The following is a 24,025-nucleotide window of genomic DNA, read 5'->3' on the forward strand; positions in this document are numbered from 1 at the left end:
CATTCCTAATCGGCAAAATGCTTCAACAGTGCCTCGGAAAAATTCGGATCGATCACCGCCAGGGACGCTCTCATCTGCTTTCCCAGGATGTGGCCGAGTTCTTCCTTGTTTCCGAACTCAAAGTACGGGACTTTATAGTAAGTACACATGTTCCGGAACATTTTCTTCGTGTTGTCCGAAGATTCTTCCGACACGATCACCAGCCCGGCTTTTCCGGACTTTACCGCTTTTTCTGTGGAAAACTCGCCGCTTCTGACCTTTCCGGCCTTCTCCGCGAGTCCTAAAAGTCCAAGGATCTTATTTCTGTTCATCGATCTGTTCCATCTCCTTTTTCAGACTTTCGTAAACTTCTTTTGGAATTGCCATTTTAAAGGAGCGTTCCAGTCCACGGCTCTTCACTGCCTTTTCAAAGCATGCCATGGATGGGCAGATGTATGCGCCGCGTCCGTTTTTTCTCCCGGTCGCGTCGATGGAAATCACGTCGTCAGTACCTTTTAAAACCCGGATCAGCTCCCGCTTGTTTTTCATTTCACCGCAGCCGATGCACTGTCTCTGCGGAACCTTCTTTACTGTACTCACTGTCGTCGTTCCCTTCTCTCCTATTCTTCTGTCTCGGCCTGTGCTTCGGAAGTCTCCTCTGCCGGAGCTTCATTTTCTGCCGGAGCTTCTTCTCCTGCCGGCTCTACATCTTTCTCGTACTCGCCCTCAAAACCTTCCTCGCCGAAGTCCATATCATCGAAGAGTCCAAGCTCTCTCGCCTGTGTCTCGCTCTTGATATCGATCTTGTAGGTGGTCAGTCTTGCAGCCAGTCTTGCGTTCTGTCCTTCTTTGCCGATCGCTAAGGATAACTGGTAATCCGGAACGATGACCTGTGCCTCTTTCTCGTCCTCATCCGCAACAACGGAGATGACCTTTGCAGGACTCAGTGCGTTCTCGATCAGGAATGCCGGGTTGTCATCCCAGTTGATGATATCGATCTTCTCACCGCGGAGCTCATTTACGATCGCGTTGACTCTCGCGCCGTTTAAGCCGACACATGCGCCTACCGGATCTACGTTCGGATCTGTAGAGCTGACTGCGATCTTTGTTCTGGAACCTGCCTCACGGGCGATCGCGCGGATCTCAACGGTACCGTCACGAACCTCTGCGATCTCGGCCTCAAACAGACGTCTCACAAGGTCCGGATGGGTTCTGGATACAGAGATTCTCGGTCCTTTCGGGCTGTCCTTGACTTCCAGGATATAAACCTTGATACGCTCGGTTCTCTGGAAGGTCTCGCCTTTGACCTGCTCAGCCTCCGGGAGGATCGCATCGATCTTTCCGAGATCTACGCTGACATTGCGGCCGATGTAACGCTGAACGATACCGGTAACGACCTCTTTCTCCTTGCACTGCCACTCGCTTAACTGGGATTTCCGGCTCTCCTCGCGGATCTTCTGTAAGATCACGTTCTTCGCGTTCTGGGTCGCGATACGGCCGAAATCATGGGAATCAATGGGGATCTGGACGATGTCGCCAAGGACATGTCTCGGAGCGATCATTCTTGCGTCGGCGAGGCTGATCTGTGTGATCGGATCCTCCACGTTCTCAACGACCTCTTTTTCCATATATACGGAATAATCGCAGCCATCCGGATCAATGATGACTTTCACATTGTCGGCCTTGCCGAAATGGTTCTTGCAGGCTGTGAGAAGGGAGTTCTCGATGGCCTCCAGCAATGTGTCCTTACTGATGTTGTACTCTTTTTCGAGTATGTTCATCGATTCCATCAGTTCCTTGTTCATTTTTTATCCTCCTTATTAAAAATCGAATGCCAGACGAATTAAGGCAATGTCTTTTCTATTGAATGTACTCTCGGAACCATCCTCGTAGCGGATCGTCACGGTGTCCGCGTCATATGCTGTGAGGATCCCTGAAAAGTCTTTCTGTCTGTCGATCGCGCGGTACAGCTTGATGTCGACCGCCTCACCGAGACTTCTCTTAAAGTCTTTCTCTTTCTTTAACGGTCTTCCGAGTCCCGGGGAGCTCACCTCTAGGATATAGCTGTCATCGATAAAGTCCTCTTTATCGAGCCAGTCGCTCAGACGTCTCGATACCATCTCACAGTCATCCACTGTAAAACCGCCCTCTTTGTCGATGTACGCTCTCAGGTACCAGGTACCAGCTTCCTTCACGTACTCCACGTCGACCAGTTCATAATTGTTCTCTTCCATGATCGGGGTTAAAAACTTCTCGACCCTGGATTCATATTCCTCTCTTCTTGCCATGGGTTTCCACCGCCTCTCTGCCGGATCTTTCCGGTTATGCAAAACGAAAGAGTGGACGTTTCGTCCACTCTTTTGACCGGTTACTTATGTTATCAATTAGCATCATAGCATAGAAAGCCAGAAAAATCAAGGGTTTTACCGGGAAATCATAGAAATATCGGCATAATGGTCTCCTCTCAGGTCTGCCCCTGTTGCCTGTCATCAAAAAATCCTCTGCCTGCCAGCCACCGATACCGGATCGTCAAAAGAAGAAGCGCCATCCCCCAGGCGAGAGGTGTTGAGAGATATACCCCTGTGTATCCTGATATCCCCGAAAAAGCGGCACAGCCTGCCCATCTCGAAAATAATTCCAGAATTCCTCCCGCCATCGGAACTGCTGCTTCCCCGATTCCCTGAAGGGAGCTCCTCATGATCTGCATGGTACACAATAGCCAGAAAAAGACTGCAATGATGACCAGATACACATATCCGTACTCCACAATCTTTGGATCACAAGTTTCCATGAACAGACCAATGAATGGACGCCCCAGACATACATTGACGGCCGAAGACAGGATCACACAGACCGTGCCGAGAGCAATACATTGCCGGATCCCACACCGGATCCTTTCTCTCTTTCCGGCTCCCATATTCTGCCCGCAGTACACTTCCATTGCCAACGCCAACGCGTTAAACGGCTGGGTTACAAGATTCTCTACCTTTCCCGCGGCAGTATACCCCGCCACCACAAGCGCCCCGTGTTCATTCAGATACGCCTGCAGGATCATGATACCGACTGCTGTCACGGAAAACTGAAGTGCCATCGGAACTCCGATCCGCAGATGGGCGAACGCTTCCCTGCACTCCACCTTCAAATATCTTTTTTCCGGTCTCAATACCGGATACCGCTTCACTGCATATAGATGGCATGCGACCGCTGAGACAAGCTGGGATATCACGGTGGCAAGTGCGGCACCTCCCACCCCACTGTGGAAACCACGAATCATGATCACATCGAGAACCACATTCAGAACAGATGAAATGATCAGAAAATAGAGGGGCGTCCGGCTGTCTCCCAATGCGCGCAAAAGACCGGCCATCAGATTATAATATAAAACGGCTCCGAGTCCCAGATATGTGATCCGGATATAGGTACGCGCATAAGGAAAGATTTCCTCCGGCGTATTCATAAATTTCAAAAGTGGTACTGCCGTCGCAACGCTGAGCACCGTCAGCAGTACTGCCGTCACAACGCACAATACCATTGATGCTGCGGCGGATTCTTTTATTTTTTCAGGATCTCCCTGCCCCGCCCTCTGGGCTGTAACAACAGAAAAACCACCGGTCAAACCGGTGGCAAACCCAAGGACGAGGAAACTCATGGCAGCCGCTGCTCCGACTCCCGCCAACGGATATACACCGACCAGCCTGCCAATGATCATGGCATCTGCCAGACTGTACAGCTGCTGAAACAGATTTCCCATCAGCACAGGAATCGAAAACCGTAAGATCACTTTCCATGGTGTTCCCTCTGTCATATCAATTCCTCCATCCTGTTATCCCGCCTGTTTTTCCCAGTCGTTTTCTTTCATGTTCGTATAGACATAGACTGCTGCCGACAAAACAGAAAACAGGAACATGATCACAGAAAGGGCCGCTGCCTTCTCATAATGCATATTGTTAAACTGGTTATAAAGAGCGATTCCCATCATCTGGGGATTTGTTCCATCCATAAGATATGGGGTTGTAAATGAACTGATGTTGCTCATAAATACAAACGTAGCTGCTACGAACACATCCCGGTAAGTCATCGGAATGATCATGTCTTTTAAGATCCTCAGTTTTCCGGCACCGGCGTCCCTTGCCGCTTCAATGACCGGATTATGGATCTTGGACATCGCTGCCGCAAGGAGCATTGTAGCGAATGGTATGTTGAACCAGAGATTCATCAGCACGATTCCTTTTCCGTTATACATAAGACCAAGCTTGATATTCAGTCCAAAGAGCTGTGAGATCCGGTTAATCAGTCCGGAATCCCGGATAACCGTGATCATGCCGTTCACTGCCACCATTCCCGGAATAAATCTCGGGAGCAGATACAGATGACCGATCGCCCTGCTGACAACAGAGTCCGAAAATCTGAGATAGATCGCCAGGAAATAGGAGATCCCGATCGCCAGCACTACGGTAGCCATCACGATCTCAAGTGTATAAAGAATGTTCCCGCGCTGAATGCGGTCTGTAAAGAAAAATATGTAATTGTCAGGACCCCAGCCGCCTTCCTCCAGCTGGAAGCTGCGAAGAAGACTGACTGCGATCGGGTAAAAGATCACCGTTACCATGATCATGATCGACGGGAAAATGAGAAGATATGGCAATATCTTTTGAACGGTCGTTTTTTTCATATTCTCTCACTTCTCCTACTGAAGAGTTCCGATCTCTTTATCCCATTCCTCATATAACTCTGTTCCGAGAGTTCCAAGGCTGCTCATACGGAAGGAATCGACCTTCAGGGTCTCGATCGTCTTTGTGAGCTCTGGATCAAGAAGGCTGTAATCGATAACCGGAATTGCCGCCATGGAATCAAGAGCGATATTCTGCGCATCTGCGCTCAGCATGTAATCGATAAAGGCGTATGCACCATCCTCATTGGATCCGATCGATGGGATTCCGAGAACCACCGGATTTCCTGTAAAGGATGGGTCGATCTGACTGATGCGGATGGATTCCGGAAGCGTTCCCTGTTTCATCTGGGTCAGCGCCATATCTGCCCATGCAGGAACCATATCAACCTCTTTATTTGCAAGCAGATCCAGTGTTCCCTGGTTTTTGTTCGGGTATACAACTTTGCCGGAGGACTGGTACATATACGGATGGAGCTCTTTCAAAAGATCAAAGCCCTCTCCCCACTTTTCCTTCCAGGACTCATCAGAAGAGGTAAGCGCCTCCTCCGGGAGATAGTTGTAAATACTGGTCACAACAAAGGAACCGCCGGCTCCACCGGAGGATGGAGTATTGTATGCAAAACGGCCCGGATGATCCTTGATCCACTGATACAGCTCCTCTGCTGTTTTCGGCGGTTCCTTCACAACATCGGAATTATACGCAAGGACCACGGTTGTTCCGCGATATGGGATTACCAGATCATTTCTGTAGGTGGATTCCACTTTAAGATTCTCTGCATTCGGGATCTTAGAACGATCCAGCGTTACAAAGAAGTCTTCTCCTCCTTCCGAGATGTACTTTGTCACTTCGTCTCCGCCAAGCTCGATCACATCAAAGTTTGTTTTCGTCTGACCCGCCTTTTTTGCCGCCACTACACGGTCAAAAAGGCCTTCCGCTCCTGTACCGGATGTGATAAACTCCAACTTTGCTTCATACTTGTCCTGAGAAGCATTAAATGTTTCGATCTGCTTTTCAAACTGTACACGGACATTATCCGATCCACCGGCCCACACGGTAACGACGGACTTTCCGTTTCCTGCTTTTTGTGCAGTTGTATTTCCTGCCCCGGAGCAGCCCGTCATAAACGCCGCTCCCATTGCCAGAGACATGATAACCGCAGTAATTTTCTTTCCATTGCACTTCATTTTCAATTTCTCCTTTAATATATGAATGATGTTGGGAACAAAAGGGATCTCATCGTCTGAACTTATATTCAGGCACAATACTCGTATGTCTTTATAAATTTCATTGATACCAGATCGCGCGGCTTAAATTCTTCCTCCGCGCCTTTTGGTACATATGTTTTTATGATCTGACCATCGGACTCTACATTGACCTCGACATAATGTCCAAGGACCATGACTGTCCGGACATATCCCTTTTTCTCACCGGATACATCACCTTTTGTCACGATCACATCCTCCGGACGCACAGCCAGTGTCTTCACTCCTCCATCCGGCAGGAAATTCATTTCCCCAATGAAGGATGCCACGAACCGGCTTGCCGGATGATCATAGATTTCGGTCGGAGTTCCGATCTGCTCGATCACTCCCTTGTTCATTACAACGATCCGATGGGAAAGAGCCATGGCCTCTTCCTGATCATGTGTGACAAAAACAACCGTGATCTTCAGTTCTTCCTGAATTTTCTTTAATTCTTCCCTCATCTGCGCACGGATCTTGGCATCCAGTGCGGAAAACGGCTCATCCAGAAGAAGGACCGATGGTTTTAAAAGAAGAGCCCTCGCGATCGCCACCCGCTGCTGCTGGCCTCCGGATAACTGTCCCGGATATTTCTTTTCAAAGCCCTGCATATTTACAAGCTCAAGCCCACGCTTCACGCTTCGGCTGATCTCTTCTTTTGAATATTTTTTTATCTTAAGACCAAACGCCAGATTCTCATACACCGTCATATGCGGCCACAGATTATAGCTCTGGAATACCATCGCCGTCGGCCGGTTCTCCGGTGCCAGATCCTTCACGGAGCAGCCATCGATCAGAATGTCTCCGTCATCAATATCAAGGAAACCTCCGATCGTTCTGAGGATCGTGGATTTTCCACATCCGGATGGTCCCAGCATCGTGAGAAATTCACCTTCCCTGACATCCATGTTGATGTTTTCCACTCCGTCCCCGTTTTTATAATGCTTTTTCATGTTTCTGATCTGAAGTTTTACTTTTTCTTCCATAACTTGCTCCTTTTTACATTCCATAACCTTTCGAGATCGTATCTGCACTCAGGTATTTTTTCATTGCGAGCAGGATCAGAATCGTCGGAATGATCAAGATCAACGATAATACCGGTCCTGCAGTCAGAGGATATTCCATGATCACCCCGTAAAGCTCTACCGGCATGGTTTTTACCTCCGGGAAACCGACAAGAAGGGTTCCCTGTGCCTCTTCCAAAGAACCAAGGAAGGTAAACACGCCGCCAACCGCGATCCCCGGCATCGCTAACGGAAGGGTAATGCTGAAAAATGTTCTGAGGGGTCCTGCTCCTGCGTCTCTCGCTGACTCCTCCTGCTGCCGGTAAACGCTTTTAAAGGAACCGCTCGGGATCCAGGTCATAAACATCAGGGAATTGACTACATGAATGATCACAACACCAAGGAAGGTTCCCATCAGGTTTAATTTATAAAACAGGATTCCGATCGAAATGTAGAGTCCCATTCTCGGATATGCGTTGCTGAGCAGAAAGGACAGGAGGAAGATTCGTTTTCCTCTGAAATTATATCTGGCAAGAGCGTAAGCGGCCGGGATGCAGATCAGCATGGAGACTGCTGTTACGACGATTGCCAGCGCGAAGGAGGTCGTGATCGACCCCATAAGACTGTTCTGGTCCAGAACAAATTCCCACCACTTAAAGCCAAATTTCTGTGGTATGATCGCCGGGACTTCATATTTATCCGCAAAAGCCAGCATACACAGATTCATAAGCGGAACGTAGAAGAAAAAGAGAAATGCCGCAAAGAAGATGTACTGCAAAAAGTTCCTTTTCCCCATCATGTGATAAAATGCTCTCGGCGTCATCATTACAGCTCCATCTCCTTCTTCACCAGGATCGCTCCCTTTAAATTTCTGGTCGTGATATTTTCCGCTTTCCTTATCATGAGCCGTTTAAGTTCCTTTTCATCATTGACTGTCCAGGCAGAGCATCCAAGTCCTTTTCCTTTGATAAAGGTTATGATCTCATCTGTCAGGATATGGTACTCAGCGTTGATGCAGGTAACCGGAAGACTTGCCGCCTTTTCGATCGCCTCTTTCAGCTTTCTTTCCCTGTCCTGCTCTTCTTCCTTATAAATATCCGGATAAAGATTTTCAATATTTAAAAAGATTCTGGCTTTTTCAAAATTTTTCTTGTTCTCCTCCAGATGGACCGGATCCACCTCACCGGAATAGATCAGCCGTTCTTCCATATGGAAGTGACATGCCATTCGGTACACCGGGATTTCCAGATCTCTTTCCTTCAGGTCACAGTTGATCATCTTTTCAGGCACCTGTGCCATCCGTTCAAACACGTTTCTTAAAAAAACACCCTCGCCGCCATTGTCATCATGTGAAAGGATCAGATCTCCATCCTGTCCCTTCCGGACATCGACTTCCAGACAACCTGCCTCGGATCTGAGAGCATACGTGACAAATTCAAGGGAATTGTCTTCTGTTCCGTCACATCCTGAATGAGCTGTTATGATTCCCATTGTTTTCTCTCCTTTTTGATTTTTACCCCGTCACTCTATCAGTTAATTGTAAAATGTAACTGCATTTGCAGGTAAATAAATCCATAATTTTCAGTAAAGTACATTTAATTGTATGAATTTAAAAAACATTTACAGGTGCTTTACCTTTTTTATTCTTTCATTTTAAAATGATGGGTTACATTAAAAAAATCCAATTCAATGTACTTATTAAGGAGGCCAACGATTTATGGAAATGATCCAGCGTTTTTCCGGTGTGCTCCATCAGGGGTATCACGGGAATATCATTTACAATTTTTTTCTTCCTTCTGATCTTTCTTCCCTCTCTGTTGTTCTTACTTATCAGAAAGAACATCCTTCCGATCCTGACAGTTATTTCAACAGGCGTAGGACGGAGCTTGCCCCAATTCTGGAACAATATATGGAACAACCGGTTTCTGAAGATCTGCTCCGCAGGGAAATCAACGCTATAAAAACAGAGATCCAGCTCTGCTTCATGTTAAATTCCGTCTTCGTCGGAAACATCCATATGCCGGGGGAAGTAAAGGAAATGACAATTTCGGGAAATTCTGCCAGCCACGGCTGTATCCCCTGTAAGGATCTCTCCGGCATGGCAAAAATCATCATAAACATCTTTCATGCAGCGGAAGATGAGACACCCTACCAGCTTGAGATTTTCGGAGAATCCCGCGATCCTGCAAAAATCGGGAAGGAGACAAATGAACATGTGGAAAAGAATTGAACTTCACAATCATACCGTAGAATCTGACGGCAGTATGACCGTCACCGAGCTCGTGCGCTTTCTTACTTCAAAACATATCCGTTCCTTTTCTCTCACGGATCATAATACGATATCGGGCTGGAGACAGCTCCCGGAATCTGTCCGTGAAATCTCCCCGGATTCCGAATTTATCTGTGGCTATGAACTGACCTCGTACTTCGGGCATATGCTGTGCCAGAACATCGATTCCTATATTCCCTGGGACGATATCAATGCTGGCTGTGCGGATCCTTTATTTCAGAGAGTCCATGAGGCCGGCGGACTGGCCGGTCCTGCCCACCCCTGTTCCATTCCTTTTCCGTTTTCTACCGGGATGCGCTGGTCCATGAGGATCCATGACCACAGTCTGATCGATTTCATTGAGATCATAAACAATGCCCACCCGATGATCCCTGACAACAAAAACGCGATCTTATGGTGGGAGGATCTGATCTTTCAGGGATACCATATCGCGGCCACATCCGGACTTGATCTGCATCAGCCACAGCTTCCGGACCATTTGTTTACAACATTCCTCCGGATCTCTGATCCGTTCCTCCACCGCTCTCTGAAGGATCAGTTGGAACACTGTATCAAAAATACGGAAACCTGCGTCACCCGCGGACCGGTCGCAGACTGGTTTGCGGACCGGGAACGGCTCTATATCCGTTTAGAGCCGGGACTGACGCCCCCTGATATCCATGGATCTTATCTTTGTGAGCTGCGCACAGAACAGGGCCGTCATGTATTTTCCTTCGACGGGTTTCTCTGTGTCCTGCCCACATCTGTCCTTTCTGAGATCAGACAGGCTGCCTTGTTCTTTATCTATCAGGACCTGGTAGACTGGGAACATCTCATCTGCATTGCGCGTCCGTTCTTCCGACCGGATCCCTGTTGACAGGGGCCGCCCATTGATACGCCACTGTATCGTTGCATAAGGTTCTTTTTTCTGATATACTGTGTCTAAATACTGGTTCAGTGGACCGTTATGGAAATTTTCAGAAAGCGGACTTAATATATGAAACGATTTGTGATCGGAATCCTCGCGCATGTCGATGCCGGAAAGACAACGATGTCCGAGGCAATTTTATACGAGACAGGAAAACTAAAGAAAATGGGGCGTGTGGACAATCGTGACGCCTTTCTTGATACCTTCGCGCTTGAACGCGCCCGGGGCATCACGATCTTTTCAAAGCAGGCGGTCTTTCCGTTGGGCGATACTTTCGTGACACTCCTCGACACGCCGGGTCATGTGGACTTTTCGGCGGAGATGGAGCGGACACTGCAGGTCCTTGACTATGCGGTATTGATCGTCAGCGGAGCTGATGGGGTTCAGGGACATACGGAGACACTGTGGAGACTTTTAAAACGGTATCGGATCCCGGTATTTCTCTTTGTGAATAAGATGGATCAGAAGGGGACGGATCGAGAGGCGGTGCTGGCATCACTGAAGGAACGGCTGGATCACGGGATCGTGGATTTCAGCGGGGTGTCCGGAAACCGTGATATTCTTGGAACTTCTGATAAAACCGCTGAGGAGATTGCCACCTGCGATGAAGCACTTCTGGAAGCTTATCTGGCAGACGGCAGCTTAAAGACGGAGGACGTTCGGAACGCAATCCAGAACCGGAAGCTCTTTCCCTGCTTTTTCGGCTCCGCGTTAAAGCTCACCGGCGTCCGGGAATTTCTGACCGCCCTCGGGGAATTTGCGTCATGCCCGGACTATACGAAGGACTTCGGTGCAAAGGTGTTTAAGATCTCCCGCGACGAGACAGGTGTACGGATGACGCATTTGAAGATCACGGGCGGAAATTTGAAGATCCGTGATTCGCTGTCACTTGATTCAGATGAGAAGATCAACCAGATCCGGCTCTATTCCGGCTCAAAGTTCGAGGCGTTAAAGGAGGCGGAACCCGGCATGGTGGTGGCTGTCACAGGGATTTCCGACACGAAGCCGGGACAGGTCTTCGGAACTGCCTCCGACAGTGTTCTTCCACTCCTGGAGCCGGTCCTCACATACCGGATCCTACTGCCATTCGGAACAGACTCCCACACCATGCTCAAAAATATGCGCATGCTGGAGGAGGAAGACCCGCAGCTCCACATTGTCTGGAACGAGGCGCTTGGCGAAATTCAGGCACAGGTCATGGGCGATGTGCAGATGGAGATCTTAAAGAGCCAGGTTCTGGACCGTTTCGGCGTGGAGATCGGTTTTGGAGAAGGAAATATTGTCTACAAGGAAACGATCGCTAAGACCGTCGAGGGCGTCGGACATTTCGAACCGCTGCGCCACTACGCGGAAGTCCATCTTTTAATGGAACCCGGAGAGCAGGGAAGCGGACTCGTCTTTGATACCAACTGCAGCGAGGATATGCTGGATAAGAACTGGCAGAGACTGATTTTAACGCATCTCGAAGAAAAGAGATTTCGCGGGATTTTAACGGGCTCTGAGATCACCGATATGAAGCTCACTCTGATCGCCGGACGTGCCCACCAGAAGCACACTGAGGGTGGGGATTTCCGTCAGGCAACCTACCGCGCTGTCCGTCAGGGACTCTGCGAGGCGGGGTGTGTGCTCTTAGAGCCTTACTACGCATTCCGTCTGGAGGTTCCGTCCGAGAATCTCGGACGCGCGATGGCGGACCTCGACCGGATGCAGGGTGAATTTTCCGCACCGGAGCAGGACGGCGCAATGGCTCTGCTCACCGGGACCGCGCCGGTTTCCACGATGCGGAACTACCAGCGGGATGTGATCTCCTACACGAAAGGACGCGGAAGACTGACGCTCAGCCTTTCCGGGTATGAACCGTGCCACAACGCGGAGGAAGTCATCGCTGCTTCCGGATATGATTTCGATTTTGACCTTCAGGACCCGGCAGGATCTGTTTTCTGCTCCCACGGCGCCGGCTTTGTCGTTCCGTGGAACGAAGTGAAAAACTATATGCATGTGGAGAGTCCGCTCGCAAAGCAGCTTGCGAAGGAAGCGCAGGAGCGGGATTTAAGAGAGGCAAATGAACGGCTCCAGGCGATGGAGGCCGATGTGGCGGCCGGGAAAGTTCCGGCCGGAGCAGCCGGCGGCAGTGCAAAGTTTCGTTCCGGCAGTCCCTCTGGTGCTGTTTCTGAGGCAGCGGTTGCTGCAAATACAGGTTCCGGCTCTTCCCGCGGCCGCGGAGACGGCTCCCTCTCCTTCTATGATGATAAGGAACTCCAGGCGATCTTCACCCGTACATACGGCGAACCGAAGCGAAAACTCGCCTCGGACTATGACTCCCGCACCGTGATCCGGGCCAAAAATACAGCTCCTGTAAAACCGTCAAAAGAGAAAGAGGAGCCGGAAGACGAATATCTTCTCGTCGACGGCTACAACATCATCTTTGCATGGGACGAGCTGAGTGAGCTTGCCGCCGTCAATATCGATGCGGCCCGCTACAAGCTCATGGACATCTTGAGCAATTATCAGGGATTCCGGAAGATCTGCGTCATCGTTGTCTTCGATGCCTACAAGGTTCCGGGCGGTGTCGAGAAAGTCCAGAAATATCACAACATTCACGTTGTGTATACAAAAGAAGCGGAGACCGCAGACCAGTACATCGAAAAAGTCGCGATCCGTATCGGCAGGCGTTACCGCACCACCGTAGCAACCTCCGACGGCGTGATCCAGCTCATCATCCGCAGCCAGGGCTGCATCCTCTGGTCCGCAAGAGATTTCCGTGAAGAGATCGAACGCGTCGGCAAGCTGATCTCCGAGGAGAAAGGAAAACATACCGGCAGTGCGAAGAATTACCTCTTCCTGCACGCCGATGAGGAGACGAGAAAATATCTGGAAGATGTGCGGCTGGGGAAGAAACCGGAGATGCCGTAGTCATTTTTCGCAAATGGCGGAATTTCTCATTTTTCTGCCTTGCGCGGTTGCCTGCGGCATTCTCAGGCTTCTCGCAAGTGCACATTCCTGGAACATACTGCCTTTTTCCGGAAAGTTTCATCTAATTTTCCCGGAGAACAAAAAAAGAGACCTTCACCTGTCTTCCCAATTTTCTGCCGCTGACATATTCAGCTTCTGAAAATTTGGGGATGACCGTGAAGGTCTCTTTTTTATCTTATCCGATCCATTATTTTTTCATGGATTCGATTACGCATTCATGTTTCTTTGTACTCTTATCATAATTGATCCCCACCAGCAGTAAATTTCCATGGTAATCTTTCAATGCATTCCCATACTGCTTTTCTTTTATCTGTGCCAGCGCGGCATCCGCACCTTTATCCCACTTTAATTCTATGATAATTGCCGGTTTATCCAGATGATGTTTCCGTGGGATCATACAGATATCAGTAAATCCTTTTCCTGATGGCAGTTCACGCACGATCGCATAATATTCTCTCGCAAAATAAAATGCAAGACTGACCGTACAGCTAAGTGAATTTTCATCATTATACTGAAGAATAGAAATCTCTTCATGTGCCTTATCGATTCCTGCTGCCACTGCATCAGCATCCATTTTCCACAGTGCATCCAGTAATCTGCGGGATGCTTCCACCGAATCCGCAACTCCATGCCAGCTCATGGTACTGATCGCATTGACATATTCTTTCGAAACTTCCTTATTGGGAATTTCCACTGTCCCATTCGTACTATTGTAAGCCAGATATCCAAGATGTACCAAGAGCGTAAGGACATCATCCTTTGTCGCAAAAGTCGTCATGTCGTTACTGAATGTACCAATATTGACGTACACTTCCTCGCCTGCAAGCATTCTGACGACTGAATCCTGCAGCCCATCCATATTCATCTGGATATAGATCTTCAGTGCTTCATAAGTTTCCGTCTGATTCCAGTATGTTCCAAACTTATGTCTGAGCATGGCCTCTACAACAGATTTCGGGCTGTACATGGAATAATACTGATCCCCGGACTGCCGGTGTGCGACAAGCCCATATCCATCATACCATGCCTTTGCTTCGTCAAAATCCATCTCATATTTCTGACAGAGCTGTGCCACTTCCTGTCCGGTAAATCCAAAATACTCCGCAAGCTCCCCCGGATCTGTCATGGAATACTCTGTAAACATATTTAACGCAGAATGTGATCCGTATTTTTTTATCGGAAGAATGCCTGTCATATACGCAAGAGCAACATACTCTTTATCCTTCAGCCATGCCCGCAGAAAATCCAGATATTTCTTCTGTGAATCCTGATCCTGCTGGTATTCCCGGAACAGGCAGTCCCATTCATCGATCAGGATCACAAATGCTCGTTTCGTCTTTGCATAAATATCTTTCATTACCTGGATCAGATTACTCTCATCCCGAAAACGAACATCATCAAAATGTTCCATGAGATCAAACACCAGATATTTTTTCAACATCGAAAGCATCTCATCCATACTTCCTGTCATGCTGAGGAATTCCTGTATGTTTACCTTGATCACATCATATTGATTCAAATGAGCACGATAGGATTCCGCTTTGCTGATCTTCAGCGAACGAAACAATAAATCTGCATCTTCCCCACGCTCATAATAAGCAGCAAGCATATCTGCTGCCATTGATTTTCCAAAACGTCTTGGTCGGCTTACACACAGGAACTTTTGTCTTGTATCCAAAACTGCATTCGTTTTTTCGATCAGACCTGTCTTATCTACATAAATTTCAGAATTCAGTCTCTCCTGAAATCCCTTGCTTCCCGGATTCAGGTAACTTCCCATGTGAAATCCTCCCTTCTTTATTTTCCGCACTTACCAAGGATCTCCCCACAGATCTCCTCCGCTGTCTTTCCATCCGTCGCAACGGTGATATCTGCGGCCGCCTCATACTTCGAACGACGCTTTTCCATCAGATCCTCAATGTAAGAAAGATTCATATTTCCATTCAGGACTGGGCGCTCTGTGCTGTCCTTGACTCTCCCATAGATCGTCTCCGGTGTCGCTGTGAGAAGGACGATCTTTCCGCATTTCTTCATAAGACGGACATTCTCCTCCTTCAGCACGGCTCCGCCCCCGCACGAAATCACCGCCGGATCCCGGTCTGAAAAACTGCGGATCAGCGCTGTCTCAAGTGACCGGAAATATGGCTCACCTTTCTCTTTAAAGATTTCCGCGATCTCCATCTGTTCCCCGTTCACGATCTCCTGATCCATCTCCACCTGCTCCGCCCCGGTCATCTCCGCCAGACGCGCCGCATTCGTACTCTTTCCACATCCCATAAATCCGATCAGAAAAATATGTTCCTTCAGTCCTGCCATCCTTACATTCTCCTCTTTCGCCGCCCGTGCCACACAGAATTTCCGTTCTGTCCTCACAGGTATCATTAAGAAAAGTATAGCAGATATAAAAAAGAACTGCAAGCCGGGGATTACCGCAGGCCCTGCAGTAAGCTTCCGCCAGCGCATCCTTCTTAGCACCCAATATCTCCCAGCGGTGAGCTTCCGGGCAGGAGTGCATGATGCGGGGAGCTGGCTTCCTCTTAGCTCGCGGGTGACTGCGTTGGAGAATCGGGGACACTTGTCTGAGCGCAGCGAGTTGTGTCCCCGATTCTCCGTTCTTAGCAGTCTCCCGGGGGCTTAGAGGAACCCTCCCCGCATCCCCGCACTCCTGCCCGGAAACTCACCGCGTACCACTCGCCAACATATTCTGCATTTCATCTCTCCATTGCATTCCCCCACCCCCACTGCTATAATAAAAAAATGAAAATAATCCCCGGAGGTACCCATAAAATGGAACATCATACACCCACCCCGATCACCGGCCACACCGCCCTGATCTGCCTTCTCGGCAGTCCCTGCGCCCACAGCATCTCCCCAATGATGCACAACGCATCCTTTGAAGCACTCGGTCTCGACTACCGCTATCTCGCCTTTGACGTAAATGAAGCAACACTTCCAACCGCTGTCGCCGGCTTAAAAGTCCTCGGTGCCCGCGGTTTCAACCTGACCATGCCGGATAAAAACCTCATGGTCTCCCTCTGCGACGAACTCTCCACCGCTGCCCGGATCATCGGCGCTGTCAACACGGTCGTAAACGAAAACGGACGCCTTATCGGCCATAACACCGACGGCATCGGCTACATGCAGTCCGTAAAAGATGCCGGTTATGACATCATCGGCAAAAAAATGACTCTTCTCGGAGCCGGCGGCGCCGCGACCGCGATCCTGGTCCAGGCGGCACTCGACGGCTTAAAGGAAATCTCTGTCTTCGTGAGACCGACCAGCCGATTCTATGACCGCCTGGTACATACTGTGGACGAACTCACAAAGATCACCGACTGCAAGATCAAAATCTGCGATTTTTCCGACGCTGAACTCTTAAAACAGGAACTCGCAGACAGCGCCATCCTCACAAACGGAACCTCCGTCGGCATGGCCCCGCACGAGGATACCTGCCCGGTCCCGGAAGATCTCGTCTTCCCGGACGGTCTCATCGTATCCGACATCATCTACAATCCGCGTGAGACAAGACTCCTCTCCATGGCAAAACATCAGGGAAACCCGTTCTTCAACGGTTCCTACATGCTCCTCTACCAGGGCGCCGAGGCGTTCCGCCTCTGGACCGGAAAAGAGATGCCGGTGGAGCAGATCAAACGTGAGTTTTTCTCCAGATAAGACAGTCTGCAAGTTTTTGATCCTGCATCCCGGATATGCCGGATTTCACAAAAAGCCGATGAAATCAGGGTAGCTCCACCCGATTTCACCGGCTTTTTCATTTACGCGAACAACGAGCCAAAGTCCGCGCTTGCGCGAGACCTTGGCGACTGTCGCGATAACAAGGGGAAACTCGCGAAGCGTGTTTTCACTTGTTGATCTGATTCTTTTATTTTCCTCAATACCTCATTTTCCGTTCAGAACATCCCTACCCATGAAAAGCTGCCCGAATCGCTCCTTATTTGTAAATATACCGCTTTACTGTGCATCGATGATCTCCTCCGCCATCGCGAACATCTCCTCCGCGCTCAGCTCCTCGCCAAACTTGAACAGGCTGTACCCCTGACCGTCCATGTCCCACTCGACCATACAGGAGGTTGTGATCTCGATCTCATCACTGCCGTAAGCAAGGTCAAAGTTGCCCGCTTCCTGGGCCTTTTTGTCCTCCTCGGTGAGTTCATAATTGGCCGGCACAAATTTGTTGACCGTCTTATAGAATCGAAGTTCCGTGCCATCCCCGCACGTCTTTACATCCGTCGGAGCGCTCCCGCCGTCCAGACCGACTTCCGCAGAAAATGTGATCGGTTCCATCCCCTCTTTTCCGTAAGTAATGTCGAGATGGATCCCCTTGCCCAGCTTATTTCCATCCTTGTCACTCGTCTCATAGTTCACCGGGACAGCACTCTCGAACGTATATCCATTGGAAAACTGTTCCGGGAAATTTACCTTCGGGCCATGTTCCTCCTGAAGCTTTAACGCCTGTTCATAAGTATGCACCTCATCTCTCCGGTCACTGTGCGATGTCACTCCCGCAATGTTCCCGATCGCAAATGCTGTCATGCTGCCAAATACACAGATCGCTGCCACCGCGATCACTGCCTTTTTCATAAATCCTCTCTTCATATGAGTTTCCTCTCTTTCTATCTGTTCATGTACACGTTTCCTGATCCGCACCTCCCGCAGGGATTCATCCGGAAATTCGCCTGCGCGGCTCTCAAACATTTTTTTCAGTCTTTCTTCTAAGATAGGATCGTCCATGTTTTTCCTCCTTCCTCCTGCGTGAGGACCTTCTTTAACTGCTCCTTCGCATGGTACAGTCTTGATTTCACCGTGCCCTCGAACACTCCGCAGACCTTCGCGATCTCGCGGATCGGCATGTCATTATAATAGTAAAGGATCAGAACCGTTTTCTGTTTCGGCGGCAGCTTCTCCACCGCCTCAAAAAGGATCCGTTCCTCCTCCTTCATGATGCAGGTTTCCAGGACCGACCGTTTTGTGTCCTCCTGCCCGGATGCCGGTTCCTCCTCCGGACACTCCCGCCCTGTCTTTTTGCAGATCTTCCATGCCGACCTCGTGAGGATCCGGTAAAACCATGTCTTAAAGGCCGCCGGCTCTCTGAGCTTCTTTCTGTTTAAATAGCAGGCGGTAAATGTCTCCTGGACAATGTCCTCACTGTCCGCAGCATTTCCGGATATCAGCCATGCGGCTCTGAGCGCCGGCTTCTCATATCGCTCCATCAACGTTCCGAATGCCTCCATGTCGCCATCGATCATCCGTCTCACGATATTCTCTTCATCCATGTCCTGCCTCCTCTCTTTTTTGATGCATCTGTCTTATAGAGACAGGAACCTTGAGGAAAGTTCATTTTTTCTAATAATTTATATAAAAAAGACAAAAAATTGGCTTCGTCACATTCAGTCTTAACGCTAAGTTGTCTGCAGCAATCCGCACCTTCGCATAAGTACGCATCATTGATACATCGTACCTTCTTATTTTATCAGGAAATTTCATCGGAATTTCCTGCCAGACAAAACAGGACAGTGCTCCACATTTCTGTCGACGCACTGTCCTGTATCATGATCCGTTTATTTAGTTTACACGCATGCACATCCAGTCCGCGATCCTGCCCCGTACAGACCGATCGTTCTTTTTCAGGGACTCCACACATGCCAGACTCATATTCTCTCAGTCACAGCTTGCCATCAAGCGTAAATTTCCTGACTTTCTGCTTTTCGTTTTCCTGAATATGATTCGTCACAGTTTGCTCCTGCTTGTAAACTCCCTGTACTTCTGAACTGCCTTTTCTTCCGCCTCTTTCATGATCTCCTCCACCGAGTTCCCTTCGATGTCGAGTCCCTCAGCGGTATAGCATACGGTCTCATGGATCCCGTAATAGACTTTGCAGAGCTTCTCCAGATACTCATATCCGAGGTTCAGCTCCCCGATGGATCCGCCGCTGGTCGTCACATAGTGGAGACTGTCTGCATGGCACAGACCGCCCGGAATGCCCTTGGAGGAGAATGTAAACGTCAGACCTGTCACGCAGATCTGCTCCAGATAACATTTCATCCGCGCCGGGAATGAGAAATCCCAGTACGGAGCTGCAACAACGATCCGGTCCGCAGCCGCGAACTGCTTCGCGTAAGTGAAAAGCGGTCCCTCAAAATTTCCTGCTCTTGTAAGCGATTCCCGGAGTGCGCTCTCCTTACCCGTGAAGAGTTTCAGATCTTCATCCTCAAGATTTAAAGTCTCGATCTCATACTCCCCGTTCTGATTCATTTCCTTTAATAACGCCTGTGCGAGCTGTTCCGTCCTTGAGATGCCGCGGTTGACGCAGGCATCGATGAATAATAACTTTTTCATTGCTGATCTCCCTGTTTATGTTTTACCCATGCACCTGATTCTGCTATATTGATCCAGCTTTTACACTTATCATGAAGCCAAAAGCAATTTCACTGTTTCTACACACATTTCAGACCGTCTTTATCACAGATTTTCCTTTGGCTGTCACATATTCAGCAGCTGTCTCGACAGCTCCAGAATCTCCTCCGTGTTCCTGCTGTTGAAGATCTCAACTTTTCCGCCGGATTCCCGGTCCGAGAGAAGTCCGCGCTCCTCAAGACGCCTTTTCGTCTGCTTTGCGGTCCCGAATCCGCCGTCGTAAACGAAAACTCCCGGCAGATGTTTCTGGATCACCTCACGGATCAGCGGATAATGCGTACATCCGAGAACGACCGCATCGATCTCTGCTTTGTCGTACGGTGCAAACTGTTTTTCCAGATAAGCATCGAGAACCGGTCCATCGAGCACGCCGCTTTCAATATATTCCACAAGTCCCGGACACGGCATCTTGATGATGTTCGCATCGTCCTCATAAATATGCATCATCGAATTAAATTTCGTCTGTGACAGCGTCATCGGGGTTGCCATGACGACGACTTTGGAATGTTCCTTTGCCTTGACCGCAGGTTTTAACGCCGGTTCGATCCCGATCACCGGGAGAACCTCCTCATATGCGGCTCGAAGTTCTTTGATCGCCACACTTGTCGCTGTATTGCAGGCCACGACGATTGCTTTCGCGCCCCGCTCCAGCAGAAATTCCACATCTTTTTTTGTCAGGTCGATGACCTCCTCCGGCGTTCTTGTTCCGTATGGGGCATTCGCCGAATCTCCATAATAAATAAAATCTTCTCCCGGCATCAGTTTGACCAGCTCTCTTAACACGCTGATCCCGCCAAGTCCGGAATCCAAAACGCCAATCGGGCGATTGTCTGTACTCATTTTTCTGTCACCTCACCGTTTTTCTGTTCTTCTATATCACTCTGCCTGCCAGAGCTTCCGTATCGCTGAATCTCCTGCCGCAATTCTCCCATCGCTTCTTTCAGGGAGTCCGCTCTGTTGGCGCAATATCAACATGGTATTCCCTCATATCTGCGGAGTCTGCTTTTTCAATCCTCTCCACTGTTACTGGATTTTCCATCTTTCATCCATCTTACCACATTTTCCTCCGCTTGACCATCCACAGCCTCCCCACTTTCGCTTTTTGTGCAATTTTTAAGATTTTTGTCAAAATATTTTTCATTTTTGGTTAATCTGTTTTGCAAAATGCTGCTATACTAACGCTGTAACAAAGAGAACAGCAAATGTTCAACCAAACTTAACAAAACCCCCTTTTCAAAGCTGAGGGCTGCTAAGCGAATCCGGCAGAACAAAAGAAGTTGTTTGCCGGCAATCAGATTTTTGGAGGAAAAGATAAATGACTACTTTAAAAGCTGAAAAAAGAAGCATGGATGTTAAGGCAAAGAGATTAAGAAGAGAAGGATTTGTTACAGGCAATGTTTTCGGACATGCCATCGAAGGTTCTATCCCGGTAAAGATGAATGCAATGGATGTTGATCGTCTTTTAAAGACAGAGCATAAAGGCGGCCAGATCAATCTTGATGTCGAAGGTCAGGTTTACGATGTCCTGATCAAGGAAGTTGATTACAATTCCATGACCAGAAAGATCGATGAGATCGATTTCCAGGCACTGGTAAGCGATGAGAAAGTTTCTTCTACTGCTGAGATCGTGATCCTGAACCGTGAAGCCGTTATCGGCGGTGTTCTTCAGGAAGACTTAAGCGAGGTTGCTTATAAGGCATTCCCGTCCGCTCTTGTTGAGACAACGACTCTGGATGCCGCTGGCCTGAAGGTCGGCGATACTGTCCACGTGAAAGATCTCGAGATCGCAAAGAACAAAGACATCGACTTAAAGACTGATCCGGAGGCAGTTGTACTCTCCGTCATCCCGGTTCACAACGTTGTTCCGGCTACTGAAGTGACAACAGCTCCTGGCACAGCAGCTGCAGATGACAAAGAGACCAAGTAATTGCTCTGGGATCGAATAATTTATCAAATAAAATCAAAACTGGCGGTACTGCTCCCCTGTGGGCGGCGCCGCCAGTTTTTTTAGCAGTTTCACAGAAAACTTAAACATTTTTCAAAAAGGGGATCCACCCACTAAGGTGTGATCCCCTTTCTCCTTCTTTATCCTGCTGTCACTTCAACCTTTTTTCCACTGAAAGCTACACCATACTTGTAGATCCCTGTAACGCCGGCGGAAAGCAGTTCTGTATCATATTTCTTGTCTTCAATCTGTTTCAAAGCGGTCTCTGACAGTTTTTTCAGTTTTTCAGCGCTGCAGTTTTTCTCCGCCTTCAGTTCGATCAGAATTCCAGGAAGACCTTTTCGGATCGGTTTTAACTGAATATCGTAACGTCCATCTCCGGATTCTCTATTGGATGTTGCAAAAGCGCCGTTCATCAAAGCACACAATCCCAGCATAAATCCATGATAAAAATTTTCTCCTGCCGTATCAAAAGAGCTCACGGACTGGGTCAACAGCATCTGTATCTGCGTTTTCAGTCTGTGATTGTCTCCAGAGAAAATAGCTTCCTGAATCGCAATCGCCGTAGATTGAGGAATCATGTTCCCAAGCCGCTGAAGAATCTCTTTATTATACACAAGTGCGATCTCACGGTTTGGCAAGGCAACTTCGCACATAATATCTCCACTGAACGACGTCATAGTTTTCAGGACTTTCAGGTATCCGGTCATCAAAAGGAAACTGTAAATGGTCGATGGATTGCTCCTGATCTGCGGATAAATCACTCCTGTATCAATATAGGTGGTGAAAGTTTCCCCATTGATTAGCGAAGTCAGACGACTATAGATCTCCTTATCCGCCTCCGCCAGGATCTCCCCGATAATGTCATTGCTGCCAGTGGATACCCAGTACGGTCTCGGCTCACATTCGCTGCTGAAATAGCTGACTACTGACCATGGATTAAAGATCTCAGTCCTGCCAAACCGGTAGCCATCATACCATTGACAGATCTCATCATATTGGTCTGCAGCTCCATAATATTCCGCCATCTCTCTCACTTCATCTGCTGTAAATCCAAAATAGGAACTGTATTTATTGTCCAGCACCGAGTTAATCGCCAGGTTATTCATCCCACTGAAAATGCTTTCTCTTGCAACCCTTAAAATTCCAGTAAGGAAGCCGAACGAAAGATGTTTATTATCCTTGAAGCCACCTAAAAACAGGTTTCGCATAAACTGAATGACCTTATCATAAAAGCCTTTCATATATCCCTGCTGGATCGGAGTATCATATTCATCGATAATGATAATGGGGGCTATGCCGTAATGGCTGTGAAGCATTGCTGACAGATCCAGAAGTGCAGAAGCCAGTTCCACCTCCCCCGTCTTTCCGGCCGCTAAGTTCGCATAGATCTGTCTGCTATATTCATCGCATTTTTCACTGGTCTGCAGTTCTTTATGGCGTCTGGTTTCTTTAGCAAAAATATCGCGGATAGCCGCAAATGTTTCTTCCCAGGTATTGAATTTTACATCCTTAAACGTGAGAAAGATCACCGGGTATTTTCCTTGATAATCTCTATATTTCTGTCCGCAGGTCCATATTTTTTTGTTGTTGAAGTAGATGGATGTATCCCTGTCGCTCTTTTCAAAATAGGTGCGCAGCATATCCATATTGAGAGTCTTGCCAAAGCGGCGAGGACGGGTAAACAAGGTTACCATTGGACGCTCATCGATAAAATCTTTGATCATCATCGTCTTGTCGATGTAGTAGTATTCCGATGATGCAAGACAATAATCGGAAACTCCGATCGGCAGAGGCAGCTTTGCTGGCCGTTCCGCTTTCCGGTAAACGCCCGTCCTTATCCGCTGATCTGCCGGTTTCTGCGCGTCTTTCGGGATCATCCAGCGTTTTCCCTGCTTTTCTGCTCCATCAATTTTTCCGTTTTTGCACAGAGTTGAAACTCTTCGTTCTGTTATATTCCAGCGTTTTGCCGCTTCTCTGACCGGGATCATTTCCGTCACTTCGCAACACCTCCTAACATCTTTTATAGCTACAGCATACCTTGCAAAAAGAACTTTGTCAATTTTGTTTCGGAATTATGTCATATATATATCACATTGTTCCTGTATTATTCATGTTCTTTCTCCCTTAAAGTTCCTGCAGCTGTGCACGCACACTCCGGAACCTTTCCGGCAATTCCTCTGCCGCCATCTGCTGCGGGACTTCAACGGTTCCTGCCTCTTTTGCGGTCTCATAAAACCAGCATTTATAGTCGAGTGTGTCCAGCGTTTTCTGCAGTTCCCGCATCTGCGCCTTTAAGATCTCGCGCTGACGGTAAAAAAGCTGCAGTCTCTCATTGATCGTCGAATCTCCCTGCGCTACGAGCGCAATGTACTCGCGGATATCCCGGATCGACATCCCGGACTTTTTCAGACAGTCGATGATCCTGAGCCACTCAATATCATCATCCTTGAACATCCGGATTCCACCGGACGTCCGCTCTACAGATGGAAGAAGTCCCTCTTTATCATAATATCGGAGCGTGGATGCCGGAACATGAAGCATCCTCGCCGTTTCTCCTACCGTATATGCCATGTTAATC

General features: G+C 48.6%; 23 protein-coding genes. 5 read left to right on the top strand and 18 right to left on the bottom strand.

Annotation, left to right across the window (positions count from 1 at the left end; all coding sequences use genetic code 11):
• Positions 1-5: 5 nt before the first annotated feature.
• The 10 genes from ACI3EW_RS12130 to ACI3EW_RS12175 form a co-directional block, all read right to left on the bottom strand.
• A complete protein-coding gene (locus tag ACI3EW_RS12130; RefSeq protein ID WP_118530688.1) occupies positions 6-311 on the bottom strand; it encodes a L7Ae/L30e/S12e/Gadd45 family ribosomal protein in 306 nt (101 codons plus the stop codon).
• Positions 298-579 (bottom strand): RNase P modulator RnpM, encoded by a 282-nt coding sequence (gene rnpM, locus ACI3EW_RS12135; protein WP_021904668.1) that lies wholly within the window; start codon positions 577-579, stop codon positions 298-300. The genes ACI3EW_RS12130 and rnpM overlap by 14 nt, the downstream gene beginning before the upstream one ends.
• A gap of 20 nt (positions 580-599) precedes the next feature.
• Positions 600-1,784, bottom strand: coding sequence for a transcription termination factor NusA (nusA, locus tag ACI3EW_RS12140; RefSeq protein ID WP_118530684.1), 1,185 nt, complete (start codon positions 1,782-1,784; stop codon positions 600-602).
• A 15-nt stretch (positions 1,785-1,799) separates the two neighbouring features.
• A complete protein-coding gene (locus ACI3EW_RS12145; RefSeq protein ID WP_118298977.1) occupies positions 1,800-2,267 on the bottom strand; it encodes a ribosome maturation factor RimP in 468 nt (155 codons plus the stop codon).
• Between the two features lie 176 nt (positions 2,268-2,443).
• Positions 2,444-3,784 carry an MATE family efflux transporter gene (locus ACI3EW_RS12150; protein WP_118530681.1) on the bottom strand — a complete coding sequence of 447 codons (1,341 nt, stop codon included), beginning with the start codon at positions 3,782-3,784 and terminating at the stop codon, positions 2,444-2,446.
• A gap of 18 nt (positions 3,785-3,802) precedes the next feature.
• Complete coding sequence (locus tag ACI3EW_RS12155; RefSeq protein WP_118530679.1) at positions 3,803-4,651, bottom strand: ABC transporter permease; 849 nt, start codon at positions 4,649-4,651, stop codon at positions 3,803-3,805.
• 15 nt (positions 4,652-4,666) lie between these two features.
• On the bottom strand, positions 4,667-5,836 hold the full coding sequence (locus tag ACI3EW_RS12160; RefSeq protein ID WP_118530676.1) for an extracellular solute-binding protein: 1,170 nt from the start codon (positions 5,834-5,836) through the stop codon (positions 4,667-4,669).
• Positions 5,837-5,904: 68 nt separating this feature from the next.
• Positions 5,905-6,879, bottom strand: coding sequence for an ABC transporter ATP-binding protein (locus ACI3EW_RS12165; protein ID WP_118530673.1), 975 nt, complete (start codon positions 6,877-6,879; stop codon positions 5,905-5,907).
• Between the two features lie 13 nt (positions 6,880-6,892).
• Positions 6,893-7,723 (bottom strand): ABC transporter permease, encoded by an 831-nt coding sequence (locus ACI3EW_RS12170; protein ID WP_118530669.1) that lies wholly within the window; start codon positions 7,721-7,723, stop codon positions 6,893-6,895.
• The gene (locus ACI3EW_RS12175) at positions 7,723-8,388 is read right to left on the bottom strand and encodes a glycerophosphodiester phosphodiesterase (RefSeq protein ID WP_182426772.1); all 666 of its coding nucleotides are present in this window, start codon (positions 8,386-8,388) and stop codon (positions 7,723-7,725) included. The genes ACI3EW_RS12170 and ACI3EW_RS12175 overlap by 1 nt, the downstream gene beginning before the upstream one ends.
• Before the next feature lie 226 nt (positions 8,389-8,614).
• Here ACI3EW_RS12175 and ACI3EW_RS12180 point away from each other — a divergent pair, with 226 nt between their 5' ends.
• The 3 genes from ACI3EW_RS12180 (at position 8,615) to ACI3EW_RS12190 (ending at position 13,007) form a co-directional block, all read left to right on the top strand.
• Positions 8,615-9,127, top strand: a complete 513-nt coding sequence (locus tag ACI3EW_RS12180; protein WP_118530666.1) for a DUF6669 family protein — start codon at positions 8,615-8,617, stop codon at positions 9,125-9,127.
• Positions 9,111-10,043: a CehA/McbA family metallohydrolase gene (locus tag ACI3EW_RS12185; protein WP_118530662.1), complete on the top strand. Its 933-nt coding sequence runs from the start codon at positions 9,111-9,113 to the stop codon at positions 10,041-10,043. Before ACI3EW_RS12180 ends, ACI3EW_RS12185 begins: the two co-directional genes overlap by 17 nt.
• A gap of 120 nt (positions 10,044-10,163) precedes the next feature.
• Complete coding sequence (locus tag ACI3EW_RS12190; RefSeq protein WP_215703313.1) at positions 10,164-13,007, top strand: translation factor GTPase family protein; 2,844 nt, start codon at positions 10,164-10,166, stop codon at positions 13,005-13,007.
• A gap of 247 nt (positions 13,008-13,254) precedes the next feature.
• Here the strand turns inward: ACI3EW_RS12190 and ACI3EW_RS12195 are convergent, their stop codons facing one another.
• Both ACI3EW_RS12195 and ACI3EW_RS12200 read right to left on the bottom strand, forming a co-directional pair.
• Positions 13,255-14,847, bottom strand: a complete 1,593-nt coding sequence (locus ACI3EW_RS12195) for an AAA family ATPase (protein WP_405582374.1) — start codon at positions 14,845-14,847, stop codon at positions 13,255-13,257.
• Positions 14,848-14,864: 17 nt separating this feature from the next.
• Positions 14,865-15,383 (bottom strand): shikimate kinase, encoded by a 519-nt coding sequence (locus ACI3EW_RS12200; protein ID WP_118530653.1) that lies wholly within the window; start codon positions 15,381-15,383, stop codon positions 14,865-14,867.
• A gap of 471 nt (positions 15,384-15,854) precedes the next feature.
• Between ACI3EW_RS12200 and aroE the strand changes: the two genes are divergently transcribed.
• On the top strand, positions 15,855-16,739 hold the full coding sequence (gene aroE, locus ACI3EW_RS12205; protein WP_329751653.1) for a shikimate dehydrogenase: 885 nt from the start codon (positions 15,855-15,857) through the stop codon (positions 16,737-16,739).
• Positions 16,740-17,036: 297 nt separating this feature from the next.
• Here aroE and ACI3EW_RS12210 read toward each other — a convergent pair whose 3' ends face one another.
• The 4 genes from ACI3EW_RS12210 to murI form a co-directional block, all read right to left on the bottom strand.
• Positions 17,037-17,816, bottom strand: coding sequence for a hypothetical protein (locus ACI3EW_RS12210; protein WP_405581177.1), 780 nt, complete (start codon positions 17,814-17,816; stop codon positions 17,037-17,039).
• Complete coding sequence (locus tag ACI3EW_RS12215) at positions 17,798-18,358, bottom strand: RNA polymerase sigma factor (protein ID WP_405581180.1); 561 nt, start codon at positions 18,356-18,358, stop codon at positions 17,798-17,800. Before ACI3EW_RS12215 ends, ACI3EW_RS12210 begins: the two co-directional genes overlap by 19 nt.
• Positions 18,359-18,812: 454 nt before the next feature.
• Positions 18,813-19,421, bottom strand: coding sequence for an NAD(P)H-dependent oxidoreductase (locus tag ACI3EW_RS12220; protein WP_215703292.1), 609 nt, complete (start codon positions 19,419-19,421; stop codon positions 18,813-18,815).
• 144 nt (positions 19,422-19,565) lie between these two features.
• The gene (gene murI / locus ACI3EW_RS12225; protein ID WP_118530641.1) at positions 19,566-20,339 is read right to left on the bottom strand and encodes a glutamate racemase; all 774 of its coding nucleotides are present in this window, start codon (positions 20,337-20,339) and stop codon (positions 19,566-19,568) included.
• A 475-nt stretch (positions 20,340-20,814) separates the two neighbouring features.
• Between murI and ACI3EW_RS12230 the strand changes: the two genes are divergently transcribed.
• Positions 20,815-21,426 carry a 50S ribosomal protein L25 gene (locus ACI3EW_RS12230; protein ID WP_329751649.1) on the top strand — a complete coding sequence of 204 codons (612 nt, stop codon included), beginning with the start codon at positions 20,815-20,817 and terminating at the stop codon, positions 21,424-21,426.
• 158 nt (positions 21,427-21,584) lie between these two features.
• Here the strand turns inward: ACI3EW_RS12230 and ACI3EW_RS12235 are convergent, their stop codons facing one another.
• Positions 21,585-23,435: an AAA family ATPase gene (locus ACI3EW_RS12235; RefSeq protein ID WP_405581244.1), complete on the bottom strand. Its 1,851-nt coding sequence runs from the start codon at positions 23,433-23,435 to the stop codon at positions 21,585-21,587.
• Positions 23,436-23,571: 136 nt separating this feature from the next.
• A complete protein-coding gene (locus ACI3EW_RS12240; protein WP_329751646.1) occupies positions 23,572-24,018 on the bottom strand; it encodes a MerR family transcriptional regulator in 447 nt (148 codons plus the stop codon).
• Positions 24,019-24,025 lie beyond the last annotated feature (7 nt).

This window comes from Pilosibacter rotomagensis (assembly GCF_045062245.2).
In the GTDB taxonomy this organism is placed as follows: Bacteria; Bacillota; Clostridia; order Lachnospirales; family Lachnospiraceae; genus Pilosibacter.